The organism is Kribbella sp. NBC_01505, from assembly GCF_045040285.1.
GTDB lineage: Bacteria > Actinomycetota > Actinomycetes > Propionibacteriales > Kribbellaceae > Kribbella.
In genome coordinates this window covers 3,024,008-3,046,823 of the sequence record NZ_CP109425.1, presented here as the reverse complement: position 1 = coordinate 3,046,823, position 22,816 = coordinate 3,024,008, and the positions used below count along the sequence as shown (strand labels likewise).

Annotated in this window: 23 protein-coding genes; 11 read left to right on the top strand and 12 right to left on the bottom strand. The window is 68.0% G+C overall.

Annotation, left to right across the window (positions count from 1 at the left end):
• Positions 1 to 53: 53 nt before the first annotated feature.
• A complete protein-coding gene (locus tag OG474_RS14315; protein WP_405062761.1) occupies positions 54 to 1,157 on the bottom strand; it encodes a winged helix DNA-binding domain-containing protein in 1,104 nt (367 codons plus the stop codon).
• A 52-nt stretch (positions 1,158 to 1,209) separates the two neighbouring features.
• Between OG474_RS14315 and OG474_RS14310 the strand changes: the two genes are divergently transcribed.
• Positions 1,210 to 2,151 (top strand): hypothetical protein, encoded by a 942-nt coding sequence (locus OG474_RS14310; protein ID WP_405062760.1) that lies wholly within the window; start codon positions 1,210 to 1,212, stop codon positions 2,149 to 2,151.
• A gap of 82 nt (positions 2,152 to 2,233) precedes the next feature.
• Here the strand turns inward: OG474_RS14310 and OG474_RS14305 are convergent, their stop codons facing one another.
• From OG474_RS14305 to tdh, 3 genes are all read right to left on the bottom strand, one after another.
• A complete protein-coding gene (locus OG474_RS14305) occupies positions 2,234 to 2,506 on the bottom strand; it encodes a hypothetical protein (RefSeq protein WP_405062759.1) in 273 nt (90 codons plus the stop codon).
• 83 nt (positions 2,507 to 2,589) lie between these two features.
• Entirely contained in the window at positions 2,590 to 3,771 is a 1,182-nt protein-coding gene (locus OG474_RS14300; protein ID WP_405062758.1) for a glycine C-acetyltransferase, read from the bottom strand.
• On the bottom strand, positions 3,771 to 4,820 hold the full coding sequence (gene tdh / locus OG474_RS14295; protein ID WP_405062757.1) for an L-threonine 3-dehydrogenase: 1,050 nt from the start codon (positions 4,818 to 4,820) through the stop codon (positions 3,771 to 3,773). Before tdh ends, OG474_RS14300 begins: the two co-directional genes overlap by 1 nt.
• Positions 4,821 to 4,926: 106 nt before the next feature.
• Between tdh and OG474_RS14290 the strand changes: the two genes are divergently transcribed.
• The 6 genes from OG474_RS14290 (at position 4,927) to OG474_RS14265 (ending at position 11,433) form a co-directional block, all read left to right on the top strand.
• Positions 4,927 to 5,544, top strand: coding sequence for a class E sortase (locus tag OG474_RS14290; RefSeq protein WP_405062756.1), 618 nt, complete (start codon positions 4,927 to 4,929; stop codon positions 5,542 to 5,544).
• Positions 5,545 to 5,555: 11 nt separating this feature from the next.
• Entirely contained in the window at positions 5,556 to 6,098 is a 543-nt protein-coding gene (gene pyrE, locus OG474_RS14285; protein WP_405062755.1) for an orotate phosphoribosyltransferase, read from the top strand.
• Positions 6,098 to 6,799, top strand: a complete 702-nt coding sequence (locus OG474_RS14280; protein ID WP_405062754.1) for a hypothetical protein — start codon at positions 6,098 to 6,100, stop codon at positions 6,797 to 6,799. The genes pyrE and OG474_RS14280 overlap by 1 nt, the downstream gene beginning before the upstream one ends.
• Before the next feature lie 38 nt (positions 6,800 to 6,837).
• Positions 6,838 to 7,626 carry a LemA family protein gene (locus OG474_RS14275; RefSeq protein WP_405062753.1) on the top strand — a complete coding sequence of 263 codons (789 nt, stop codon included), beginning with the start codon at positions 6,838 to 6,840 and terminating at the stop codon, positions 7,624 to 7,626.
• Between the two features lie 289 nt (positions 7,627 to 7,915).
• Positions 7,916 to 10,912: an AfsR/SARP family transcriptional regulator gene (locus tag OG474_RS14270; protein WP_405062752.1), complete on the top strand. Its 2,997-nt coding sequence runs from the start codon at positions 7,916 to 7,918 to the stop codon at positions 10,910 to 10,912.
• Positions 10,913 to 11,028: 116 nt separating this feature from the next.
• Positions 11,029 to 11,433, top strand: coding sequence for a hypothetical protein (locus OG474_RS14265; RefSeq protein ID WP_405062751.1), 405 nt, complete (start codon positions 11,029 to 11,031; stop codon positions 11,431 to 11,433).
• Between the two features lie 6 nt (positions 11,434 to 11,439).
• On the opposite strand, the gene OG474_RS14260 is transcribed toward OG474_RS14265, so the two are convergent.
• Positions 11,440 to 12,144: a DedA family protein gene (locus OG474_RS14260; protein WP_405062750.1), complete on the bottom strand. Its 705-nt coding sequence runs from the start codon at positions 12,142 to 12,144 to the stop codon at positions 11,440 to 11,442.
• Positions 12,145 to 12,168: 24 nt separating this feature from the next.
• Between OG474_RS14260 and OG474_RS14255 the strand changes: the two genes are divergently transcribed.
• The 3 genes from OG474_RS14255 (at position 12,169) to OG474_RS14245 (ending at position 14,350) form a co-directional block, all read left to right on the top strand.
• A complete protein-coding gene (locus OG474_RS14255; RefSeq protein ID WP_405062749.1) occupies positions 12,169 to 12,834 on the top strand; it encodes a TrmH family RNA methyltransferase in 666 nt (221 codons plus the stop codon).
• Positions 12,831 to 14,045 (top strand): alpha-amylase family protein, encoded by a 1,215-nt coding sequence (locus tag OG474_RS14250; RefSeq protein ID WP_405062748.1) that lies wholly within the window; start codon positions 12,831 to 12,833, stop codon positions 14,043 to 14,045. The genes OG474_RS14255 and OG474_RS14250 overlap by 4 nt, the downstream gene beginning before the upstream one ends.
• A gap of 98 nt (positions 14,046 to 14,143) precedes the next feature.
• Positions 14,144 to 14,350 (top strand): hypothetical protein, encoded by a 207-nt coding sequence (locus OG474_RS14245; RefSeq protein ID WP_405062747.1) that lies wholly within the window; start codon positions 14,144 to 14,146, stop codon positions 14,348 to 14,350.
• Here OG474_RS14245 and OG474_RS14240 read toward each other — a convergent pair.
• From OG474_RS14240 to OG474_RS14215, 6 genes are read right to left on the bottom strand one after another with little or no spacing between them, the layout of a single operon-like run.
• A complete protein-coding gene (locus tag OG474_RS14240) occupies positions 14,339 to 16,069 on the bottom strand; it encodes an FAD-dependent oxidoreductase (protein ID WP_405062746.1) in 1,731 nt (576 codons plus the stop codon). The genes OG474_RS14245 and OG474_RS14240 overlap by 12 nt on opposite strands.
• On the bottom strand, positions 16,066 to 16,932 hold the full coding sequence (locus tag OG474_RS14235) for an intradiol ring-cleavage dioxygenase (RefSeq protein WP_405062745.1): 867 nt from the start codon (positions 16,930 to 16,932) through the stop codon (positions 16,066 to 16,068). Before OG474_RS14235 ends, OG474_RS14240 begins: the two co-directional genes overlap by 4 nt.
• 11 nt (positions 16,933 to 16,943) lie before the next feature.
• The gene (locus tag OG474_RS14230) at positions 16,944 to 18,149 is read right to left on the bottom strand and encodes a thiolase family protein (RefSeq protein ID WP_405062744.1); all 1,206 of its coding nucleotides are present in this window, start codon (positions 18,147 to 18,149) and stop codon (positions 16,944 to 16,946) included.
• On the bottom strand, positions 18,146 to 19,183 hold the full coding sequence (locus OG474_RS14225; RefSeq protein WP_405062743.1) for a maleylacetate reductase: 1,038 nt from the start codon (positions 19,181 to 19,183) through the stop codon (positions 18,146 to 18,148). The genes OG474_RS14230 and OG474_RS14225 overlap by 4 nt, the downstream gene beginning before the upstream one ends.
• Positions 19,184 to 19,207: 24 nt before the next feature.
• A complete protein-coding gene (locus tag OG474_RS14220; protein WP_405062742.1) occupies positions 19,208 to 19,963 on the bottom strand; it encodes a CoA-transferase subunit beta in 756 nt (251 codons plus the stop codon).
• The gene (locus OG474_RS14215; protein ID WP_405062741.1) at positions 19,956 to 20,774 is read right to left on the bottom strand and encodes a CoA transferase subunit A; all 819 of its coding nucleotides are present in this window, start codon (positions 20,772 to 20,774) and stop codon (positions 19,956 to 19,958) included. Before OG474_RS14215 ends, OG474_RS14220 begins: the two co-directional genes overlap by 8 nt.
• A gap of 64 nt (positions 20,775 to 20,838) precedes the next feature.
• Between OG474_RS14215 and OG474_RS14210 the strand changes: the two genes are divergently transcribed.
• Complete coding sequence (locus OG474_RS14210) at positions 20,839 to 21,621, top strand: IclR family transcriptional regulator C-terminal domain-containing protein (protein WP_405062740.1); 783 nt, start codon at positions 20,839 to 20,841, stop codon at positions 21,619 to 21,621.
• Between the two features lie 567 nt (positions 21,622 to 22,188).
• Here the strand turns inward: OG474_RS14210 and OG474_RS14205 are convergent.
• On the bottom strand, positions 22,189 to 22,743 hold the full coding sequence (locus tag OG474_RS14205) for a hypothetical protein (RefSeq protein ID WP_405062739.1): 555 nt from the start codon (positions 22,741 to 22,743) through the stop codon (positions 22,189 to 22,191).
• Positions 22,744 to 22,816 lie beyond the last annotated feature (73 nt).

The window sequence follows — 22,816 nt, the reverse complement described above, 5'->3', positions numbered from 1 at the left end:
TGACCGGCCCGACGGGGTCTGGCCCAGTCATCTGATGTGTGACAACAACCTCATCAACCGCCCGTAACCACCTCGACTGCCTTCGCGTCCGGCTCCAGGAACCCCAGCAACGCGGTCCCTTCCCGCTCCAGCGCGGCCTGGTCGCGCTTCGGCAACCGCCCGAACGGCGTCAGCGTGAGAGTCGCCACACCACGCTTCGTCGTCATCGTCCAGAGGCCCGCGACCAGCCCGTCGACCGTGTACGTCGCCTTCACCCGCAGGTTCTTGGTGAAGACGGCCGGCCGGTGTTCGTCGGCGATGATCCGCTCCCGCTTCGCGTGCGCCAGCAGCAGATTGTCGAACTCCGGCAGGAACCTGACGGGAACCGCGGTGTCCGGATCAGGGCGCGGCGCATCCGGTACGTCGTACAGGGGCTTGCCGTTGTCGTCCGTGAACACCTCGAGATCGAGGCTGTCGAACACCGGCTTCGCTTTTGATAGTCCGGACCAGGTCTGGAAGTCGGCCGGGGTCGCGGGGCCGAACGCCTGCAGGTACCTGATGACGAGCTCGGCCTGCTCCTGCTTTGCATGCAGCTTCTTGCCGAGCCACGCATCGGCCGGCGTGAACCGCGCATTCGCCGGCCAGCCCCAGCGGACGCCGGTCGGATACATCACCAGTGGCACGAGCATGCGGGTGCAGAAACCCAGCGCTCGCTCATTCACCTCGGGAAACTCGCGCTGCAAGGCATCGCGAACTTCGGTGAACGTCAACGGCTCCTTCGCGAGGATCCGCTCCGCCGCCGCTACGACCTTCGCCGGCTCCATCCCCTCGGCCCGCTCCTTCAACATCCGCAACCCGGCTTCGAGCACCGGAGCCACAGTCGTGCGAAACCGCAGGTAGTCCTCGGCAGTCACCAAATGCAAAGTCCCGCGGAAGAGCGTCGCCCTGACAACCTCTCGCCCCTCCACCGCCCGATCCAGGTCGTCCTCTTTGAACCCAGCAACCCGAGACCACAACCCGACGTACGGATGCTTGGCCTCCTGCCCCTGCATCCCAGCGAGCCGCCCAACCGCCTCCACCGCACCAACCTCAGCCCGCTCCACCAACAACTGCCGAGCCAAAGTCGCCCGATTGACCGCCCGCCCACTCATCACCACCATCCCCGCATCGTCGCGCACCCTGCCGACAAATCGAATGCGTCAGCCCGCGAGTGCTGACAACCTGATCCGCATGCGTAGCTCCAGGCCCACTCTCGAGCTCACCCGGTACGCCGAACTCCAGCCGCCCGAACCCACCGACGAACTGGTCTCCGTCTCCATCGGCCCCACCGGCGAAGCCGCCGCCCTCTGGGCAAGCCCGGCGGATGCGACGACCCTGAGCGAGGGCGACTTTCGCGTCGGTCCGGTCAGCCGGGCGGTCTCCGTGCGGGCCGCTCTGCACAGCCCAGATCTCGTCCAGGTGGTGTCGATTCCCGACTTCCGCCTCCGCTGTTCGATGGTTCAGCCGATGCCTGGAGGTGCGTTCCTCACTGTCGCACCCCGCATCCGGCCGTGGCCGGACGGCGTACCTCCGAATGCGACCATCCACGACGCAGCCGGCAACCTGCAGGCCGAGGGGGTCTTGGGCGACGGCATCGAGCACATCCAGACCACCGAGAGCGGCCAGATCTGGGTGGGCTACTTCGACGAAGGCGTCTACGGCCACCTCTACTGGGGTTCAGCAGCAGTGGGAGGAGCCGGCCTCCTGCGCTTCACTCCCGACCTGATGGTGGACTGGACGTACTCGGCCGCCGACGCCGGTCTGGAGATCATCGACGACTGCTACGCCTTGAACGTCGTCGGCGAAACCGCCTGGTGCTGCTACTACGCCGACTTCTCGCTGATCGCAGTCCAGGCGAACGCCGTCCGCTCCTGGCGGAACAAGGTCAGGGGCGCCCGCGCCATCCTCGTCCACGACAACCGCGTCGCCCTGTACGGCGGCTACAGCAACCACCGCCACCGTCTCGTCACCGCCCACCGCGACCAGAAGGCCCTCACCAACTACCGCGACTACCGCCTCGTCCTCCCCGGCGGCAAGCGGATCCCCCGAGCCCGAACCTTCGCCCGCGGCTCCACCCTCCACATCTTCGCCGACCGAACCTGGTACCGCCTAGACCTGGCCGACCTGCCGTAAGCGGACATGCACCACCCACCAACCTCCGCCGACCGCAGCCGTCCCCGCCTGAGCCAGCTCAGCCGAGCCCGCAGATCGCGAGTTACTGGGTGATGGCGGTCCGCGGGTGTCTCCAGCGGCCGAGTGTGTTCGTGCCGTCCAGGGGCAGGAGCCGTGGGGTTGTCTTTCGGTAGGGCACTCGGGCCGGCTGGACGAGTCCCTCCGCGCGGGCTCGTGCTCGATCGGATCCCGGCATGCCGTTGCCGGACAGGTGGTGGGTGACGGCTTCGCGGACGAGATCTTGCTGGGATTTACCCGTGCGTTCGGAGGCGGCCTGCAGGGCTGCTCCGAGTTCCGCACTCAATTCCAGGTTCATGGAACCCATGGTGTCGGACTGGAGTGAGCCTGTGCCACTCAGTAACCGGCCCGGATGGGCGTCTCGGGCCGGTTGTGGTCCGCTCAGGCCAGGGCGGCGCGGGCTTCTATGAAGGCGGCGATTGCCTTCTCTACGTCGGCGGTGGAGTGGGCGGCTGAGAGTTGGACTCGGATTCTGGCCTTGCCGTGGGGGACTACGGGGTAGGAGAAGGCGATGACGTAGATGCCCAGGTCCAGGAGTTTCTCGGCCAGTACGGCGGCTTGGGCGGCGTCGCCGATCATGACGGGGGAGATGGCGTGGGTGCCGGGGAGGACGTCGAAGCCGGCTTCGGTCATCTTGGCGCGGAAGAGGGCGGTGTTGGAGTCCAGTTGGTTGCGGAGGGCCGTCGAGGTGGCGATCAGTTCCAGGGCCTTCAGGGAGGCGGCGGTGACTGAGGGGGCCAGGGAGTTGGAGAAGAGGTAGGGGCGGGAGCGTTGGCGGAGGAGTTCGACGATCTCGCGGCGGGCGGAGACGTAGCCGCCGGAGGCGCCGCCGAGGGCTTTGCCGAGGGTGCCGGTGACGATGTCGACGCGGTCCTTCACGCCGAACAAGGACGGGGTGCCGGCGCCGTCGGGGCCGACGAAGCCGACGGCGTGCGAGTCGTCGACCATGACGAGGGCGTCGTAGCGCTCGGCCAGGTCGCAGATCTCGTCGAGCGGGGCTAGGTAGCCGTCCATGGAGAAGACGCCGTCGGTGGCGATCAGGCGGTAGCGGGCGTCGGCGGCGTCCTTGAGCTGGGCCTCGAGGTCGGCCATGTCGCGGTTCTTGTAGCGGAAGCGCTTGGCCTTCGACAGGCGGATGCCGTCGATGATGCTGGCGTGGTTGAGCTCGTCGGAGATGATCGCGTCCTCAGGCCCGAGCAAGGTCTCGAACAGGCCGCCGTTCGCGTCGAAGCAGGAGCTGTAGAGGATAGTGTCCTCAGTACCGAGGAAGGTGCTCAGTGCCGCTTCGAGGTCCTTGTGGATCTGCTGCGTCCCGCAGATGAAGCGGACCGACGCCATCCCGAATCCCCAGGTGTCCAAGGCGTTCCTGGCCGCCGCGATCACCTCGGGGTGGTCGGCCAGACCGAGGTAGTTGTTCGCGCAGAAGTTCAGCACCTCGTTGCCGCTAGCAACAGAAATCAGCGACTGCTGCGGCGACGTGATCACCCGCTCGGACTTGTACAGCCCCGCGTCCCGGATCTCGCCGATCGTCGTCGTCAGGTCGTCCCGCATCTGCCCGAACATCAGTGCTTCTCCTCCAGTACTTCGCTCGTCCAGTCCAGAATGACCTTGCCGCACAGCCCCGCGCGGGCGACGTCGAAGGCCTGCTCGAAGTCGCCGTACCCGAACCGGTGCGTGATCACCGGGGTCAGGTCCAGCCCGCGTTCGAGCATCACCGACATCGAGTACCAGGTCTCGAACATCTCCCGGCCGTAGATGCCCTTGATGGTGAGCATGTTGAGTACGACGGTGCTCCAGTCGATCGCGATCTCGTCGGCCGGGAGCCCGAGCATCGCGATCTTGCCGCCGTGATTCATGTTCGCGAGCATGTCGCGGAGCGCGGCCGGCTGCCCGGACATCTCCATCCCGACGTCGAAGCCCTCGCGCATCCCGAGGTTCTGCTGCGCCTCGGCGATCGTCTCGGTGCCGATGTTGACCGCCCGCGTGACGCCGATCTTCCGGGCGAGATCCAGCCGGTACTCCGACAGGTCCGTGATCACGACGTTCCGCGCCCCGGCGTGCAGCGCGACGGCCGCGGCCATCACCCCGATCGGCCCGGCGCCGGTGATCAGCACGTCCTCGCCGACCAGCGGGAACGACAAAGCGGTGTGTACGGCGTTCCCGAACGGATCGAAGACCGCGGCGACGTCGAGGTCGACCGGGTCCTTGTGGACCCAGGCGTTCTGCGCGGGCAGAGCGACGTACTCGGCGAAGGCCCCCGGGTGATGGACGCCCAGGCCGCGGGTCTTGATGCACAGGTGCCGGCGGCCGGCGCGGCAGTTGCGGCAGCGGCCGCAGACCAGGTGCCCCTCGCCGCTGACCAGGTCGCCGACCGCGACGTCGCGGACCCCGACCCCGATCTCGACGACCTCGCCGACGAACTCGTGCCCGGTGACCATCGGTACCGGCACGTTCTTCTGGGCCCACGCGTCCCAGCTCTGGATGTGCAGGTCGGTACCGCACAACCCCGTCCGCAGCACCTTGATCAGGACCTCGTCGGCCTCGATCTTCGGCTCCGGAACCTCCTGCAACCACAGACCGGGCTTCGCCTCAGCCTTGACCAGCGCCTTCACCGCGTACCTCCGTAGATCGGTCGCCCACATCGTCGTCCCGGGCAACCACCCGCGTCCATCGACACGTCGTACACAGCCTTTGCAGTTGAACTGCATACTGGTCCGCATGAGGGGTGTCGTGCGGGGGCTGGGGATCCTCTTTCTGGTGGCGGGTCTCGGGCTGCTCGGATGGGTCGGGTGGCAGTACTTCGGGACCGGGATCACGTCGAACCAGCAGATGGGCGAGGCGGAGAACTCGCTGCGTGAGCAGTGGAAGAAGCAGGCCTTGCCCAAGGCGGCCGAGGGGGATCCGGTTGTCCTGGTGCGGATCCCGAAGTTCGGCGCGGGCTGGGAGAAGCCGGTCATCGAGGGCGTCGGCAAGGGCGAGCTCGCGCGCGGGATCGGGCACTACCCGCAGACGCAGCTGCCCGGTGAGCCGGGGAATTTCGCGATCGCCGGGCACCGGGTGACGCACGGTTCGCCGTTCCGCAAGCTGCTCGAGCTGCGCAAGGGCGACCAGGTGATCGTGGAGACCGCCGACGCGATCTACACCTACGAGCTGGACGGCTCGCCGCGCGACCTGACCGTGAAGCCCGCCGACAACTGGGTCCTCGAACCGGTCCCTGGCGAACCGCGTGAGACCGCGACCAAATCGATCATCACGCTCACCACCTGCCAGGACCTCTTCCACTCGCCGGACCGTTCGGTGGCCTTCGGTCATCTGGTGAAGCTGACCAACAAGTAGGCTGACCGCTCATGAGCTACGACCGGGACGCGCTGCTGGAGCAGGTCAAGACGAAGGCCGTCGTGCACGGCAAGGTGACGCTGGCGTCGGGCAAGGAAGCCGACTACTACGTCGACCTGCGCCGGATCACGCTGGATGCGGCCGCGGCGCCGCTGATCGGCCCGGCGATGCTGGAGCTGACCAAGGACCTCGAGTACGACGCGGTCGGCGGGCTCACGCTCGGTGCGGATCCGGTCGCGATGTCGATGCTGCACGCGGCGGCGGCCCAGGGCCGGACGCTGGATGCGTTCGTCGTTCGCAAGGCTGAGAAGACGCATGGTCTGCAGCGCCGGATCGAGGGCCCGGACGTCAAGGGTCGCCGGGTGCTCGCGGTCGAGGACACCTCCACCACCGGTGGTTCGGTGCTGACCGCTGTCGAGGCGCTCCGTGAGGCCGGTGCCGAGGTGGTCGCGGTGGCGGTCATCGTGGACCGGGCGACCGGTGCCAAGGAGAAGGTGGAGTCCGAAGGACTGGAGTACCGCACTGTCTTCGGCCTGGACGACCTGGGCCTGTAGTGAACGTCAGCCCGATCCTGCTGGTCCTGCTGGCGTTCCTGATCGCACTGGGGTTCTTCTACTTCAGCTACGTCCAGGCCAAGAAGCGCCGCGAGGTGTTCGCCGGCTTCGCCGCCCAGTACGGCTGGTCGTACACCCCCGCCAACCACGCGCTGGCGGGCAACTGGCAGGGGTCACCGTTCCAGACCGGTGACCACTGGCAGGTGAAGAACGTGCTGGCGGGGCTGTTCAACGGGCACCAGATGGTTGCCTTCGACTACAGCTACCAGACGCACACGTCGAACGGCCGAGGCCGCCGTACGACGACCACTCACAAGTACGGCGTGGTTGTCCTGCAACTGCCGGGAGCGCTGCCGCATCTGGAGGTCACCCACGAGGGGATCTTCGGGGGAGCGGTGGCGAACGCCCTCGGCTTCCGGGACCTGCAGTTCGAGAGCGACCAGTTCAACCGCGCGTTCCGGGTGAAGGCGAACGACGAGCGCTTCGGCCATGCCGTGGTGACCCCGCGGATGATGGAGCTGCTGCTCGCCCGGGGCGAGATCGGCTGGCGGATCGAGGGCAACTCCCTGATCGGCTGGGACCCCGGACCGCACCAGCCCCAGGAGGTCCTCAACCGCCTGCAGTTGCTGGAACAGGTGGTCGCCCAGATTCCGCCGTACGTGTGGCGCGACTACGCGGGGGTAGAACTCCGCTACCCGTAGAGTCTTGGCCAGCATCGCCAACACTCGGGAGCAAGGCAATGACTTTCGTCATCATCGCGATCGTGGTGATCGTCGTGATTCTCGGCATCGCGCTGATCACGTCGTACAACCGGTTCGTCAAGCAGCGGAACCTGATCCAGGAGTCCTGGCGGCAGATCGATGTCGAGCTGCACCGCCGCTACGACCTGATCCCCAACCTGGTCGAGACCGTCCGGGCGTACGCCGCGCACGAGCGGCACGTGTTCGAGGAGGTCGCCCGGCTGCGCACGCAGGCCGTGAACGTCCAGGGCGCGACCCCGGAGCAGCGGGCCGCGGCGGAGGGCGAGCTGTCCGGCGCACTGCGGCAGATGATGATCTCGGTCGAGGCCTACCCGCAGCTGCAGTCGAACCAGAACTTCCTCGGTCTGCAGCGCGAGCTGACCGACACCGAGGACCGGATCGCGGCCGGCCGCCGGTTCTACAACGCGAACGTCGGCGACTACAACACCCGGGTCGAGGCGGTGCCGTCGAACATCGTCGCGGGCGCATTCAAGTTCGCCAAGGCCGGCTACTTCGAGGTGAAGGACGAGTCGGTCCGCGCGGTTCCGCAGGTCTCGTTCGGGACCATCGGTTCGGTCTCCGGTGAGCAGGCGCCGCCGCAGATGCAGCAGGGCGGTCAGTCCTCGGGTCAGATCCACCCGCAGATGCCGGGCGACCCGGGCGGCTACGCACCGCAGCAGATCCCCGGACAGCAGCCCCAGTACGGCGCTCCTCAGGGACCGCCGGTGGGCGGCCCGCCTGCGGGTTCCCCCAGCCCGCAGGACGGACAGCCACCCTTTACGGGCTAACACCGCACCGGCGGCCACTGACGGAGTGCCTGGCGGACACTCCTGTGTCCCGAAGTGAGGACACTTCGACACCGGATCCCCGTGATCCAGGACCCCCGATCCCGAATTCCGTTCCGATGCCGGGTCCGGGGCGCGGCGGCGGTCGGTCGCCGTGCCCCGGGCCCTGCCTCCCCCCGGTACCGGTGTCAACCCTGCCCGACTGAGATACATCCGGCGTACATCGGGCTTCCCGCGCGGTACAGCGGGATGTGAGGATGGATCGGTTCAAGACCGTGGAGAGGGTAGGCGAGTGGACAGTCCGAGGTACGGAATCCTCGGGCCCCTGCGTCTCAGCCACGTCCAGGGGCAGCCGCTGAAGGCCGCGAAGCCGCGGCAGCTCCTCGCGACCCTGCTCCTGCACCCCAACCGGTTCGTCTCGACGGACCTGATCGCGGATGCACTCTGGGAGAGCACGCCACCACGCTCCGCGACGGCGAACATCCGCACCTACGTCCGCGCTCTGCGTGGCGTGCTGCAGGACGCCGGTCTGTCCGCGCCGATCGACACCTCGGCGGCCGGCTACAGCATCGAGGTCGGCGTCGACGAGCTCGATGCCAGTCTGTTCGAATCGCTGCTCGCCGAAGGCGGTCACCTGAAGGACGCCGGTGACGGCCGGCAGGCGATGCAGGTGCTGTCCCGGGCCTACACGCTGTGGCGCGGGCGCCCGCTGGAGGACCTGACCATCCCGGCCGCTTGGGAGGGGTCGATCAACCGGCTCGAGGCGCAACACCGCGGGCTGGTCGACAACCTGCTCGACCTGCGCCTGGAGTACGGCGATGCCGGCGGCGCCGCCGTACTGCTGAGTGCCCGGCTCACCGATGACCCGTACGACGAGCAGCTCTGGCGGCGGCTCGTGGACGCGCTTCTGGCCGCTGGTCGAGTCGGTGAGGCGCGAGCGGCGTACGGGAAAGCTGTTCAGACGCTTGCCGACGAGCTCGACATCAAGCCCGGACCGGAGCTCGAGGCAGCGGGAGCCCGCGCCGAGAACGGCCGCTCCGCCAACTGGCCGAACCCAGGCATCCCAGCAGCCCGACTAGGCCAATCGAAAGAGGCGGAGCGTCCGCGTGCCGAGGTGGTTCCGGGGCCGATGGCGGCCCCCGAGCTCACCGATCCGCTCCGCCCGCCGAGTCAGCTGCCGCTCGACCTGCCCGACTTCAGCGGCCGCGAGGACCACCTGGACCAGCTCCGCGACCTGGTCTGCGGTCGTGACCCGGTCCGGCCGCCCATCGCGGTCGTGTCGGGTGCTCCGGGGACCGGCAAGACCTCTCTGGCCGTTCGGCTAGGCCATCTGGTCAGGGAATCCTTCCCGGACGGGCAGATCTACCTCGACATGCACGGTGCGACCCAGCCACGTGATCCGGCGGCCGCGCTGACCGATCTGCTGCTCAGCCTCAACCTGCCCGACTACGCGATCCCGACTGATCCGGAGCGGCGTTCGGCGATGCTCCGGTCGGAGCTGGCCAGCCGGCGGGTGCTGATCATCCTCGACGACGTTGCGACCGCCGGTCAGGTCACGCCGCTGATGCCTGGTACCGGTGCTTCCGCAGTCGTCGTCACCAGCCGCAACCGCTTGGCCGATCTGGCCGGTGCGGACAGCCTGGCTCTGGACACGTTCGACGACGGCGAGGCCGCTGCGCTGCTGGAGTCCGTGGCCGGCGCCGGACGGGTCGACCGCACGACGTCCGCCGCCGAGGAGATCCTGGCCGCCTGCGGGAACCTGCCGCTGGCCATCCGGATCGTCGGTAGCCGATTGGCCCAGCGCCCCGACCTGAGCCCGGGCGAGCTGGCCCGACGGCTGCGGGACGAGAGCTCCCGGCTGGACGAGCTGAGTATCGGCGAGCTGGCCGTCCGGACCAGTGCCGACCTGAGCTACGACGCACTGAGCCCGGACGAAGCCCGGCTGTATCGGCTGATCGGTCACTTCGCGGTCGGCGTCTTCTCCGCGCGGGCCCTAGAGGCGATGGCGTCGCCGGCGTCGGTACGACGCAGTCTGGACCGACTGATCGAGGTCAACCTGGTCCGGATCAGCTCGGTCGACCACCGCGGTACGGCGCGTTACCGGATGCACGACCTGCTTCGCCTGCATGCGATCGGAGTCGGCGACGAGGGGCAGCAGGCCGAGGCCGTGAAGGACGTGGCGACTGTCGTCGACGCGATCCTGAACAAGATCCGCCGAGCCAACAAGGCGCTCGCGGTCGAGTACTTCGGCGTACTGGAGCACACCGGGCCGTTGACGTCACCGGACCCGGCACCGTTCACCGAGACCGACGCGATCGCTTGGTTCGACAGCGAGCGCAGTACTTTCGTGCCCGCGATCCGGGCTGCCGCCCAGAACGGCCTGCACGAGTATGCGTGGCGGATCGCCGCCGCGTGGGGGCCGTATCTCGACATGCGTGCCGGCTTCGACGACTGGGGTGAGTCGCACCGCGCGGGTCTGCGGAGTGCGATCGAGTGCGGCGACCGTTGGGGCGAGGCGATCATGCACCGCAACCTCGGCCAGCTCGGCATCTACCAGGACGACTGGGATGCCGCTTCACAGCACCTCGACCAGGCGGCGACGATCTTCGCCGAGGTCGGGGACCGGCTTGGTGACGGCATCAGCGCGGTCGGTCTCGGGACCTGGCTGCGCGAACGCGGTCGGCCGGACGAAGGCCTGGCGCAGTACGAGAAGGCGATCGAGGCCTTCATGGAGGTCGGCAATGCCAATGGCGAAGCGGTCGCACGGACTGCAGCGTCGTCGGTCTGGCTGTCCCGCGACGACACCGTGATCGCCGGTCGCTACCTGGCCGAGGCCTTCCTGCTCGGCGTCCGCCTGGCGGATGCACACCGCGTCGCCAAGGTACGGCGGCGGATCGCAGAGCTGCGGTTGCACCAGGGCCGCCAGGACCAGGCAGTCCGGCAGCTCCGGACGTCGCTGGAGACCTTCACCAATCTCGGTGACGACCACTGCGCGGCGTACGCTCGTGCCGATCTCGGCCATGCCCTGATGGAGCGCGGTGAGCTGGCCGCGGCGCGCAAGATGTTGCTGGACTCGATGGAGATCGGCCGCCGGCTGGGCGATCGCAGCGTCGAAGGTCAAGCCGCGCAACACCTCGGACGGCTCTACCTGAAGACCGGCAACCTGGACTGGGCTCGCCGGACCTTCGACCGGGCCGCGCGCGTGTGGCAGCAGGCCGGTCACGACGCCCGCGCCACCGCCTGCCGCCGCGAGCTCGCCGCGTTCGAGAACGACGCCGCCGCGGTCTGATCGCCGTACAGCCTGATCGCCGTACAGCGGCTCAATGTACGGCGGCTGTATCGCGCTCCGGCAAGCTCTCTTCAAGCACGGCAACACGAGGCCGGCGGTTACACGGGGATCGGGGGATGCCTATGGCCTGGGGGGATGTTGTGGTGGAGCGGCGGGTGACGAACCCGCGGGACACCGAAGCGGCACTGAACTGGCAGCTGGAACGACTGGGGTCGGCGGCTTGGCAGGACTGGCCGTTGAAGTTCCAGCGGATGGCGTTCGGCTACGCGCAGGACAGCGGCTGGCACGACGCGGCCGACGCAGTGCAATGGCTTGACCACCACGCCCTTCTTCACGAAGGGACGGCGCCACGGGGGGCGCTGGTCTGGTACCAGGCGGCAGACCGGATCCGAGTGGCTTGTGCGCTCGGCTCCGGTCAGGTGGTCGGCCCGCTGGTCGACGGTCCGGTGGCCATCGCCGTGCTCAGTGAGGTGAGCACGGACTGGATCTGGTCCGAGCCGGTCTTTCCGTTCGGCCAGTAGTAAGGCTCAGTCTTTGGCGGCGGCGTGCTTCGGGGCCGCGTGCTTTGCCACGCCGTCGCCGCCGGCTGCCGCTGCCTTCTTGTTGCGGCGGCGGGCCAGCACGATCTCCACACCCATCGGGATCAGCGAGATCAGCACCAGCAGGATCAGCGCCGACTCGAGGTGGGCGTGGATGAACTCCACGTTGCCCAGCGCGTGCCCGAGCAGCGTGATGCCGGGGGCCCAGATGACCGCGCCGACCCCGGTCCAGAGGAAGAACTTCTTCGGGTCCATCTTGCCGGCGCCGGCCACGATCGTGATGAACGTCCGCACGATCGGCACGAAGCGGGCCAGCACCAGCGCCCGGGGGCCGTAGCGCTCGAAGAACTCGTGGGTCTGGACGATGTACTTCGGTTTCAGGAACCGCGCGTTCGGGTTCTGGAACAGCGACGTCCCGAGCACTCGTCCGATGTAGTAGCCGGAGACGTTGCCGAGGAACGCGGCCACCGTCAGCAGCACGCAGGCCAGCCACAGCGGTACGTCGATGGTGCCCTTCGCGATGAACAGGCCGACCGCGAACAGCAGCGAGTCACCGGGCAGGATCGGGAACAGCACCCCGCACTCGACGAACACGACCAGGAGCGTGCCCCAGAGGGCCCAGTCGCCCAGCCAGTTCAGCAGGTACTCCGGGTCCATCCAGTTCGGCATCAGCATCGCGAGTTGTACAAGCACGGGCACAGGGTAGCGTCCCAACCTGTGCAGGAGCTCAATCGTGATGAGAAGGACCTCCGCGGGACCGACGTGGTGGGCCCCAACGAGGTCGGCGTCGGTCCGTGGACCGGTGACTGGCCGGACGACCCGCGGCTGGACCCGGAGCTGCTCGAAGGCGGCGACCGGCGGAACGTGGTCGACAAGTACCGGTACTGGCGGCTCGAGGCGATCGTCGAGGACCTCGACCAGCAGCGGAACCCGTTCCACGTCGCGATCGAGAACTGGCAGCACGACCTGAACATCGGATCGGTCGTCCGGACTGCGAACGCGTTCCTGGCCAGCGAGGTCCACATCGTCGGTCACCGGAAGTGGAACCGCCGTGGCGCCATGGTCACCGACCGCTACCAGCACGTCCGGCACCACCCGCAGCTCGCCGACCTGGCGACGTACGCCGCCGAGCGCGACCTGCCGGTGATCGGCATCGACAACCTGCCGGGCTCGGTCCCCTTGGAGACCTACGACCTCCCGGCCGCCTGCGTGCTCCTCTTCGGTCAGGAGGGCCCCGGCCTGACCGACGAAGCCCACAAGATCTGTACGGCGGTGCTGTCGATCGCGCAGTTCGGTTCGACCCGCTCGATCAACGCCAGCGCGGCCGCCGCGATCGCCATGCACAGCTGGATCCGGCGGCACACGTTCGGTCAGGCGACATGAGCGGGTGGGCTGATCACGCGATCTGGTGGCAGGTCTATCCGCTCGGATTCACTGGTGCGGAGCCGACCGCCGCGCATCGGTTGCCACGGATCGAGAACTGGCTGGACTATGCGATCGAGCTTGGTTGCTCCGGGCTACTCCTGGGGCCGGTGTTCGCCTCCGAGACTCATGGGTACGACACGGTCGACCACTTCCGGATCGATCCTCGGCTGGGGGACGACGCGGATTTCGATCGGCTGGTCGCGGCCGCGCACCAGCGTGGGCTGAAGGTTGCGCTCGACGGGGTCTTCAACCATGTCGCTCGGTCGTTCGATGCTCCGGACGACTGGATCCGGCGGCAGCCGGACGGGACGCCGGCCACCTTCGAAGGCCACGAGCAGTTGGTCGCGCTCGATCACAGCAACCCGGCGGTCGCGTCGTACGTCACCGAGGTGCTGGAGCACTGGCTCGATCGCGGGGTCGACGCGTGGCGGCTGGATGCGGCCTATGCGGTGCCGGCGGAGTTCTGGCGGGCGGTGTTGCCGCGGGAGCGTTATCCGGAGGCGTGGTTCTTCGGTGAGGTGATTCACGGCGACTACGCCGGGTACGTCGCTCGGAGCGGGCTGGACTCCGTCACGCAGTACGAGCTGTGGAAGGCGATCTGGAGCTCGCTGAACGACGGGAACTTCTTCGAGCTGTCGTATGCGCTCGGTCGGCACGACGCCCTGCTGGACACCTTCGTGCCGCAGACCTTCGTCGGCAATCACGACGTCACCCGGCTCGCGACCCGGTTGGACGACGAGCGGCATGTCGGGCACGCGCTCGCGATCCTGTTCACGGTCGCCGGGGTCCCGAGTGTGTACTCCGGTGACGAGCAGGGGTTCCAGGGGCTGAAGGAAGATCGCGTCGGCGGTGACGATGCGATCCGGCCGGAGTTCCCCGCGTCGCCGGGCGACCTCGCGCCGTACGGAGAGTCGACGTACCGGACGCATCAGGAGCTGATCGGTGTACGGCGGCGGAACCCGTGGCTGACGCGGAGCCGGACGGTGGTCGAGCATCTGGCCAACCGGACGATGGCGCTGCGGTCAGGCAGTGGCGACGACTCGGTGGTGCTGCTGCTGAACATCAGTGACGAAGAGTTTCGCCACTCGGGGGAGTCCGTTCCGGCGCACAGTTGGAGATTGTTGACGGGACGCGTAACCCCCGAGGCCGGTGCTCCGTTGTCCTTCTGACAGAAGTGAGGCTTCTCGACCAAAGTCAGCCCCTCGGGCGGGGCGGCGCGCCCTCACGCGCGCCGACTGGGTTTGTGACGGGAAAACAGGGGATTGTCATGAGTTCACTGTGGGACGAACTGATCCACGAATTGGGGACGGTGCGCGCCTTGAGCGCTGCTGCTCTCCAGGCGCGCTCCGAATCGTCGCGCGTCGCACTGATCACGTTGCTGGATGCCGAGACCGCGGAGATCTCGGCCATCCTCGAGCAGATTCTCCGCGACGCCCGCGAGCGGGCGGAGGCACAGCAGTCGTCAGCGGCCTAGGAGTTGGCTGACTGCCGTCTGCAGGGCCTCGGTGGGATCGGTAGGTAGCTCGGACGCGCGGTAGGCGATGTGCGCGTCCGGGCGGACCAGCAGGCACCCGTTGTCCGGGATCTCGCGCACGCGCGACCAGTCGCCGTACAGGTCCTCGAGTTCGCGGCCGGGTCCGACCACGAAGGGCTCGATCGGTACGCCGAGTTGTTCGGCGACCGACTGGGCCGCCTTCACCCACGCCTCGCCGCCGATGCCGGTGAGCAGAGTGAACCGGCCTTTGCCGACCACATCGAGCGTGCTGACGGTGCCTTCGTGGCTGCTCAGCCAGGCATGCGGAATCCGCGCGCCCGGCCAGGTGGTCGGGTGGTAATAGAGCTCCGGATCCCGGTCGTACGACGGTTCCGGCGTGCCGTCGGTGACGACCGCGCCCGAGCTGTAGCGCTGACCGAGCTCGACGCCGTGGGCGTTGAACTCGTAGTCCTTGAGCGCGATCGCGGCCCGCAGCTCTTCGCGCTGGGCGATGCCTTCGGGGGTGTCGTCCTTGCGGGACTCGATCGTGCGGCCTTCCGGCGCGTCCGGCGTCATGCCCAACGCCTTGAAGATCTGGCCGAACTGGGTGCGGCTCTTGTTGGCCCGATCGACGATCTGCCGGGCGATCGGGGTCCGCTCCTCGTCGTACGTTTTCAGCAGGTCGGGCGACGCCTGGTCCTTGAGGACGAGCGAGAGCTTCCAGGCCAGGTTGTACGCGTCCTGAATCGACGTGTTCGAGCCGAGGCCGTTGCTCGGCGGGTGCCGGTGGATCGCATCGCCCATGCAGAACACGCGGCCGCTCGACGCCTTCTCGGCGTACATGTGGTTCACGCTCCACACCGAGGTGCCCTTCAGCTTCACGTCGATCGTGTCGTCACCCACCAGGTTGTGCACGATCTCGGTCGCCATCGCCTCGTCCACCACCGGCGCGGGCTGCGTGATGTCGTAGCCCCAGACGATCAGCCACTCGTTCCACGGGCGGACCATCCGGACCAGGCCGGCGCCGATGCCACCGATCTGCGCACCCGGCTGCAGTACCCAGTAGAGGACGCTCGGCCGATGCGCGACGTACTTGGACAGATCGGCCTCGAAGACGATGTTCATCGAGCCTTCGATGTCCATCGCCCCGGCCATCGGCAGCCCGATGTCCTGTGCGACCTTGCTCCGGCCGCCGTCCGCACCGATCAGGTACTTCGCTCTGATCTGATACGTCTCGCCACTCAGCCGATCGCGGACGGTCGCGGTCACGCCGTCGTCGTCCTGCTCGAGCGACAGGTACTCGGTGTTGAAGCGAACCTTCGCTCCGCGGGCGGCCGCCGTACTGACCAGGATCGGTTCGAAGAGCGTCTGCGGGAGGTCGCAGGGCAGCGTCGGGCTCGCCTCGGTGTAGTCGGCGAGCCGGCGTGGATGCGTGCCCCACGTGCGGATCCGGCCGATCTCCTCACCGGCCAGGCTGGTGCAGAACGCGGTCTGGCCCATCAGATGATGCGCGGTGCCCTTGCCGGTGATCTGGTCCTCGATGCCCATGTCGCGCATCAGCTCGACCGTGCGCTGGTTGGTGATGTGGGCTCGCGGGGTGTTCGCGGTCCAGCCGTAGCGCGTGAGCACGATGTTGTCGACGCCGTACGTCGACAGGAACAGGGAGGCGGCGCCACCGGCCGGACCGGTGCCGACGATCAGGACGTCGGTGGTGATCATCGCGACTCCTCAGCGAGAACGAGGTCGTAGGTGACGGAGTAGTAGGGCACGTCCGGCGTCTTCCCGTACGGCGCGGTGGAACCTGCCGGGTGTTCGCTGAACTCGGCGACCAGCGAGTCCTTGACGCCGAAGACCGCGTCGTTGCCGAGGTAGGGGTCACCCTGCTCGAACACGTGGGTGATGAGCCGGTGGTAGCCGGGCGCGGTGACCATGAAGTGGATGTGCGCGGGACGCATCGGGCCGCGACCACCGGCCCGCAGCATCTCGCCGACCGGGCCGTCGTCCGGGATCGGGTAGGCGACCGGCTTCACCGCCCAGAACGCATAGTTGCCCTCGGCATCGGTTGTCAGATGGGCCCGGTTCTGCGGACCGCCGAGCTCCGACTTCTGGACGTCGTAGAAGCCGTCCTCGTCCGCCTCCCAGGTCTCCACCAGCGCGTCCTTGATCGGCTCACCCTTGGTGTTCAGGACCCGGCCGCTCACCAGGCACGGATGTCCGGGCGCGCCGTTCGCGATGTCGCCGCCGAGCTCGACCTCGGGCGAACCCTCGACGAAGAACGGCCCGAAGACCGTCGACTCGGTCGCGCCTTCGGTCGCCGGGTTGCCCAGCCCGACCGTCAGCATCGACAGTCCGAGGGTGTCGGCCAGCAGCACGAACTCCTGGCGCTTGTCGTTCGAGATCTGGCCGGTCCGGGTGAGGAAGTCGATCGCGAGGAAGTACTCGTCCTCGGTGAGGTGCACCTCGCGTGCGAACGCGTGCAGATGCCGCACCAGCGCGCTCATCACCTCTTTGGTCCGCGGCTCCAGGCTCCCGTCGAAGCTGGCCACCACCGCATCTGTCAGGTCTTCTCCGTGCAGGTCCATTTCGCTGCCTTTCAGGCTTCGATCACCAGTGCCAGTCCCTGCCCGACGCCGATGCAGAGAGTGGCCAGTCCGTAGCCGCCGCCGCGGCGTTTCAGTTCCTGCGCGAGGGTGGTGAGAATCCGGGTCCCGGAGCTGCCCAGGGGATGTCCGAGGGCGATCGCTCCGCCGTTCACGTTGACCTTGGTGCGGTCGAGGTCGGGCCATTGGCCCAAGCAGGCCAGGCTCTGGGCGGCGTACGCCTCGTTGAGCTCGACCAGGGTGAGGTCGTTCCAGCCGATGCCGGCCTTGGCCAGCGCCTTGTTGGCAGCCTCGACCGGTCCGATCCCGAAGTACTGCGGCTCCACGCCGTGCACCGCCCGGCTGACAATCCTTGCCAGTTTGGGGATTCCCAGGCGATCCGCAGCAGCTTCATCACCGATCAGTACGGCGGATGCCCCGTCGTTCAACGTGGATGCGTTGCCGGCGGTGACCGTGCCGTTGTCGCGGAAGGCCGGCTTGAGCTTGGCCATCAGCTCCGGCGTACTGCCGTCGCGGATCGATTCGTCCCGGGTCAGCGGGGTGTGCTTCTTCGGGAGGATCTCGGCCAGACGGTCCCAGGGCAGCACCTCGTCGTCGAAGGCGCCTGCTGCCCAGGCCTTGGCTGCCTTCTCGTGACTCTCCAGGGCGAACAGGTCCTGCGCTTCGCGCGTGACGCCGTACTTCTCGGCGAGTTGCTCGGTCGCTTCACCGAGCGAGACCGTCCACTCCTTCGGCATCCGCGGGTTGATGAAACGCCAACCCAGGGAGGTCGACTCGGCTTGGAGGCTGCCGTGCGGGAAGGCGCGGTCGGGCTTCGGGAGCACCCACGGTGCGCGGCTCATTGATTCCACGCCACCGGCGATCACCAGGCTCGCATCGCCGGTCTCGATCGCCCGCGCCGCCTGGATCGCGGCTTCCAGGCCGGACCCGCAGAGGCGGTTGACCGTCGTACCGGGGACGCTGGTGGGGAAGCCGGCCAGCAGGGCGGCCATCCGGGCCACGTCGCGGTTCTCCTCGCCGGCGCCGTTCGCGTTGCCGAGGAAGACGTCGTCGAGCTCCGCCGGGTCGAGGCTCGGGTTTCTCCGGGCGAGCTCTTGCAGGGTGACGGCGGCGAGGTCGTCGGGGCGGGCGCCGGCCAGGGCGCCGCCGAGTTTGCCGACCGGGGTGCGGACGGCGTCCAGCAGGTAGGCGGATCTCATCGGGTTGCTCCTTCGGGCCGGGTCCCGGCCCACGCTCTCGTCAGAATCTCTTCCACATCGCCGGGGAACGAGTGGGCGGCCGCAACGGCCTGCTCCCGCGTCAATCCCAGGGCTTGCAGGCTGGTCGGCACATTCGCCGCCGCGAACAGATCGAACAGGCCGGTCGCCAGGTCGTCGGTCTCGAGCGCTTCTTCCAGCCGGGCTTTGGCTCTGGGAACCTCGACGGCCTTCACCCGCGTGACCTGGGGGAGGACGGCCGCGTGGGTCTCGGCGTGCGGGAGGTTGTAGGTGCCACCGAGGAGATGGCAGAGCTTGTGATGTACGCCGGTCCCGGCCGCGGCGAGGGCGGTTCCGGCCAGGCAGGCGCCGTACAGAAGGTTGCCGCGAGCATCTATATCGGTGGGGTTCGCGAGGGTTGCGCGGAGGCCGGTGCTGAGAGCGCGGGCGGCCTCGACTGCGGTGGTCTCGGTGATCGGGTTCGCCTTCTCGGTCCACACCGCCTCGACGCAGTGCGCGAGGGCGTTGGCCACGCTCGCCGCGGTGACCTTCAGCGGTAGCTGGAGTGTCAGTCGCGGGTCGTAGATGACCGTCTTCGGTAGCACTCGCACATCGGTGCCGGTGGTCTTGCTGCCGCCTGAGGTCTCGCCCCAAACGGGCGTCATCTCGGAGCCGGCGTAGGTCGTGGGGACTGCCAGGATCTGGACGTCCGCGGTCAAGGCGATCGCTTTCGCCAGCCCGATCGCCGATCCGCCGCCGATGGCGATGATGCCGTCTGCCTGGACTTCTCGGGCTTTGGCTCGGGCCGCCTCGGCGACCTCGGTGGGGACGTGCTGCCGGACGCCGTCGATGCGTCCGGCGAAGCGTTCTTTCAACCCTGCTTGGACTTCGTCGGCTGCTGGTTGCGCGGAGCCGGTCGCGATGACGAGTGCTCTCCGGATGCCGAGGAGCTCGACCTCCGTGGCGACCTGGTGCAGGCTGCCCGCTCCGAAGACCACCCGTCCGGCGTACGACGTGTGGACGAACGCTTCGGTCATTCCCAGCCACCCCATTCGCGGTGCTCAGCCATTGATGACCTCGCGGGCGCGCAGCCGGCGCAGGACGTCCAGCTCGGTCTCGGTGGGCGCCGGGACCTCTTGGATGCTATCGGCAACCTTCAGGTCCCAGCCGGTGACCGCGCGGGCCTGCTCGACGGTGACCCCGGGGTGCAACCGCGTCATGGTCAGCTCGTTGGTCACCGGATCCGGCTCGAGGACGCCGTGGTCGGTGATCACCAACGTGGGACCGGCGCCGGGCGCCTGCCGCTCGCGACCGGTCGGGCCGTAGCCGACGCTCGTGACGAAGTCGACCTGCTCGACGAACGTCCGCGGCGACTGCTTCACGATCACGATCACGCGGCCGGCATTGGCCGCGATCTCCGGTGCGCCACCGGCACCCGGCAGCCGCGTCTTCGGATTGTCGTGGTCACCGATCACCGTGGTGTTGATGTTCCCGAACCGGTCGATCTGCGCGGCCCCGAGGAACCCGACATCGATCCGGCCGGCGCCGACCCAGTAGTTGAACATCTCCGGCACCGAGACGACCGAGGTCGCGGTGGCCGCCAGGTCGTCGTCCCCGATCGACAGCGGCAGCCGACGCGGCTTGGCGTCGATCGCACCCGACTCGTAGACGAGGCGGCAGGCCGGCGCATGCGTGTGCCTGGCCAGGTTTGCTGCCAGGTTCGGCGGACCGACCCCGACCAGGCACACGTCCCCGTCATGCAGTTCGCGGGCGGCGGCGACGTTCATCATGTCCGCGCTGTTCCAGTTCTCAGGCATCCGCAGCCGCCTCCAGTCCGTTCTCCTTGGCCCAGGCGAGGAAGGAGCCGCGATCGCGCGACACCGCATCCCACTGCTGGTAGAAGTCGTTGTCCCGGGTCGAGTAGCCGAGCGCATACGACGGCCAGGCCCCACCCGGTACGACGCTCACCGCGGCGAGCGCCCATTCCGGCAGAATCACCGCACCGGTGCGTTCCGGGAACTCGTCCACGATCTCTTCGACCGTGACGATCGCCCGGTCGGCTGCGAGGACCGCCTCGCGCTGCACGCCGGTCAGACCCCACAGCATCACGTTGCCCTCGCGGTCGGCCAGCTGTGCGTGGATGACGGACACATCTGGGTTGACCGCCTTCACTGCGGCCAGCTCCTCGCCGGTGAACGGGCAGGTGACCCGGCTGATGATGTCGCTCTGTTGTTCGAGGTCAGTGCCGCGATAGCCCCGCAGTACGGCGAAGGGCAGTCGGCCGGCACCTGCGACGTACGCGTTGGCCAGTCCGGCGTGGCTGTGCTCGTGAACGACCAGCTTGTGCGGCCAGTGCTTCTCCACGGCGTCGCGCAGGCGGTGCAACGAACCGACGCCCGGATTGCCGCCGTACGAGAAGACGAGCTCGTCCGCGACGCCGAGGCCGATCAGCTGGTCGTAGACGACGTCGGGCGTCATCCGGACGAGCTTCAGGTGCCGACGGCCCTGGCGGGCGATCTCGTGCGCGGCGGCGAACGGGATCAGGTGGGTGAAGCCCTCGAGCGCGACGGTGTCACCGTCGTGGACGTGAGTCGCTATCGCTTCGTCGAGGGGGACTGGACGGGGCATGCGCGGCTCCACTATGATTTCGCTGAGCGAAAAGTTCTTCTTTCAACGAAAAGTAGGCTAGCCGATGGTTGGTGAGGCGTCCAGTGGGACCTTTCTGCAAGGGCTCGAGCGCGGGCTCGCGGTGATCCGTGTGTTCTCCGCGGAGGCGCCGTCCCTGACGTTGAGCGAGGTGGCGCGCGATGTCGGCCTCACGCCGGCGACCGCGCGGCGGATCCTGCTCACGCTCGAGCAGCTTGGCTATGTGCGCACTGACGGTCGCCAGTTCTCGCTGACCCCGCGCGTGCTCGCCCTCGGTTGGGCCTACCTGTCCTCGCTGGACCTCGGCGAGCTCGCCGGTCCGTACATGGAGGAGCTGAGCGTCGCGACCCGCGAGTCCTGCTCGATCGCGACCCTCGACCTGCCCGACATCGTGTACGTCGCTCGCGTCCCCACCAGCCGGATCATGACCGTGGCGCTGGGGGTGGGCGCGCGTCTTCCCGCCTACCCCACCTCGATGGGCCGAGTCCTGCTGTCCGGTCTTTCGTCGGCCGACCTCGACGCCTACCTGTCCGCGCTGGACGCCGAGCCGCTCACCGACCGTACGGTCACCGCACCCGACGCTCTCCGCACAGCCATCGACCAGACCCGCGTGGACGGCTACGCCTTGGTCGACCAGGAGCTCGAGCTAGGCCTCCGCTCCCTGGCCGCCCCCATCCACAACTCCCGCGGCCGCATCATCGCCGCCCTCAACGTCTCCGCCCATGCCTCCCGCTCCACCCCCGACTCCCTCTGCCAAGAAGTCCTCCCCCACCTCCTCAACGCCGCCACCCAAATCACCACCGCCCTAAAACACCGAGGCCCCCTCTAACCCCGCCCCCCGCCGTACCCCACCCCGCCGTACCCCACCCCGCCGTACCCCACCCCGCCGTACCCCACCCCGCCGTACCCCACCCCGCCGTACCCCACCCCGCCGTACCCCACCCCCACCTCGCGCCCAAAGAGCAGCCCCCGCACCTTTGTGCACGCGCCGCGTCTTTGTGCGCGCGGCGCATCTTTGGGAACCCACCAACCACGCAGAGCGCGTCGAAACGATCGGTGGCTTCCCAAAGTTGGTGATCGCACCCAAAGAGCGGCCGCCGCACCTTTGTGCACGCGTCGCGTCTTTGTGCGCGCGGCGCATCTTTGGGAACCCACCAACCACGCAGACCCCGTCGAAACGATCGGTGGCTTCCCAAAGTTGGTGATCGCACCCAAAGAGCGGCCCCCGCACCTTTGTGCACGCTCCGCGTCTTTGTGCGCGCCCCGCATCTTTGGGTAGCCACCGACCATCCGGAGGGGGTGGAAGTGGTTGGTGGGTTCACAAAGTTGGTGATCGTGCACAAGGAGCAGTCGGCGCACCTTTGGGGGCGAAGTGGGGGTGGGGTGGGAGGGCGGGTCAGCCGAGGCCGATTTGGGTGTTGAAGGACTGGTTGTCCCAGAAGAGGTATTCCTCGTCCATGGTGTTGTGGCGGTTCCAGATGCCGACGGTGGCCATCGAGATCTTGTAGGGCTTGTTGGTGGGCTTGATGTAGCCGCCCTTGCCGTCGGGCATCGGGCGGGTGAAGGTGCCCTCCATGATTCCGGTGACCGCGGTCAGCTCGTTGGTCGCGACCCGGAGCGGGTGCTGCTGGATCCGGGTGTCCGGCGCCCAGACGAACATCGCCTTCAGGTCCGCGATGTGCTTGTCGATGCCGTCGGTGAAGTGCCCGTCCGGCCAGTGCACGCGGATGGTGTGGGCGTGGCTCTCGTCGAGCCGGTTCCACTTCTGGCCGGTGAAGATCTCGAAGTCGAGCTCGTCGAAGATCCGCAGGTGCCGCCGCTCGGTCGGCGACAGGTTCGCCGGGTAGTCGTCGTGGGCGAGTGCGGTGCCGTTGTTCACCGCGGCCAGGGCCAGTGCGCCGAGGCCCACCGCGCCGCTGCTCCTGATCAAAGAACGCCGGTCGATCGTCATGATTCCTCTTCCTCGGGCTCGCGTTGCTGTCTGGAGTTTCTAAGAGATACTGCTTACCAATAGAAACTACGAA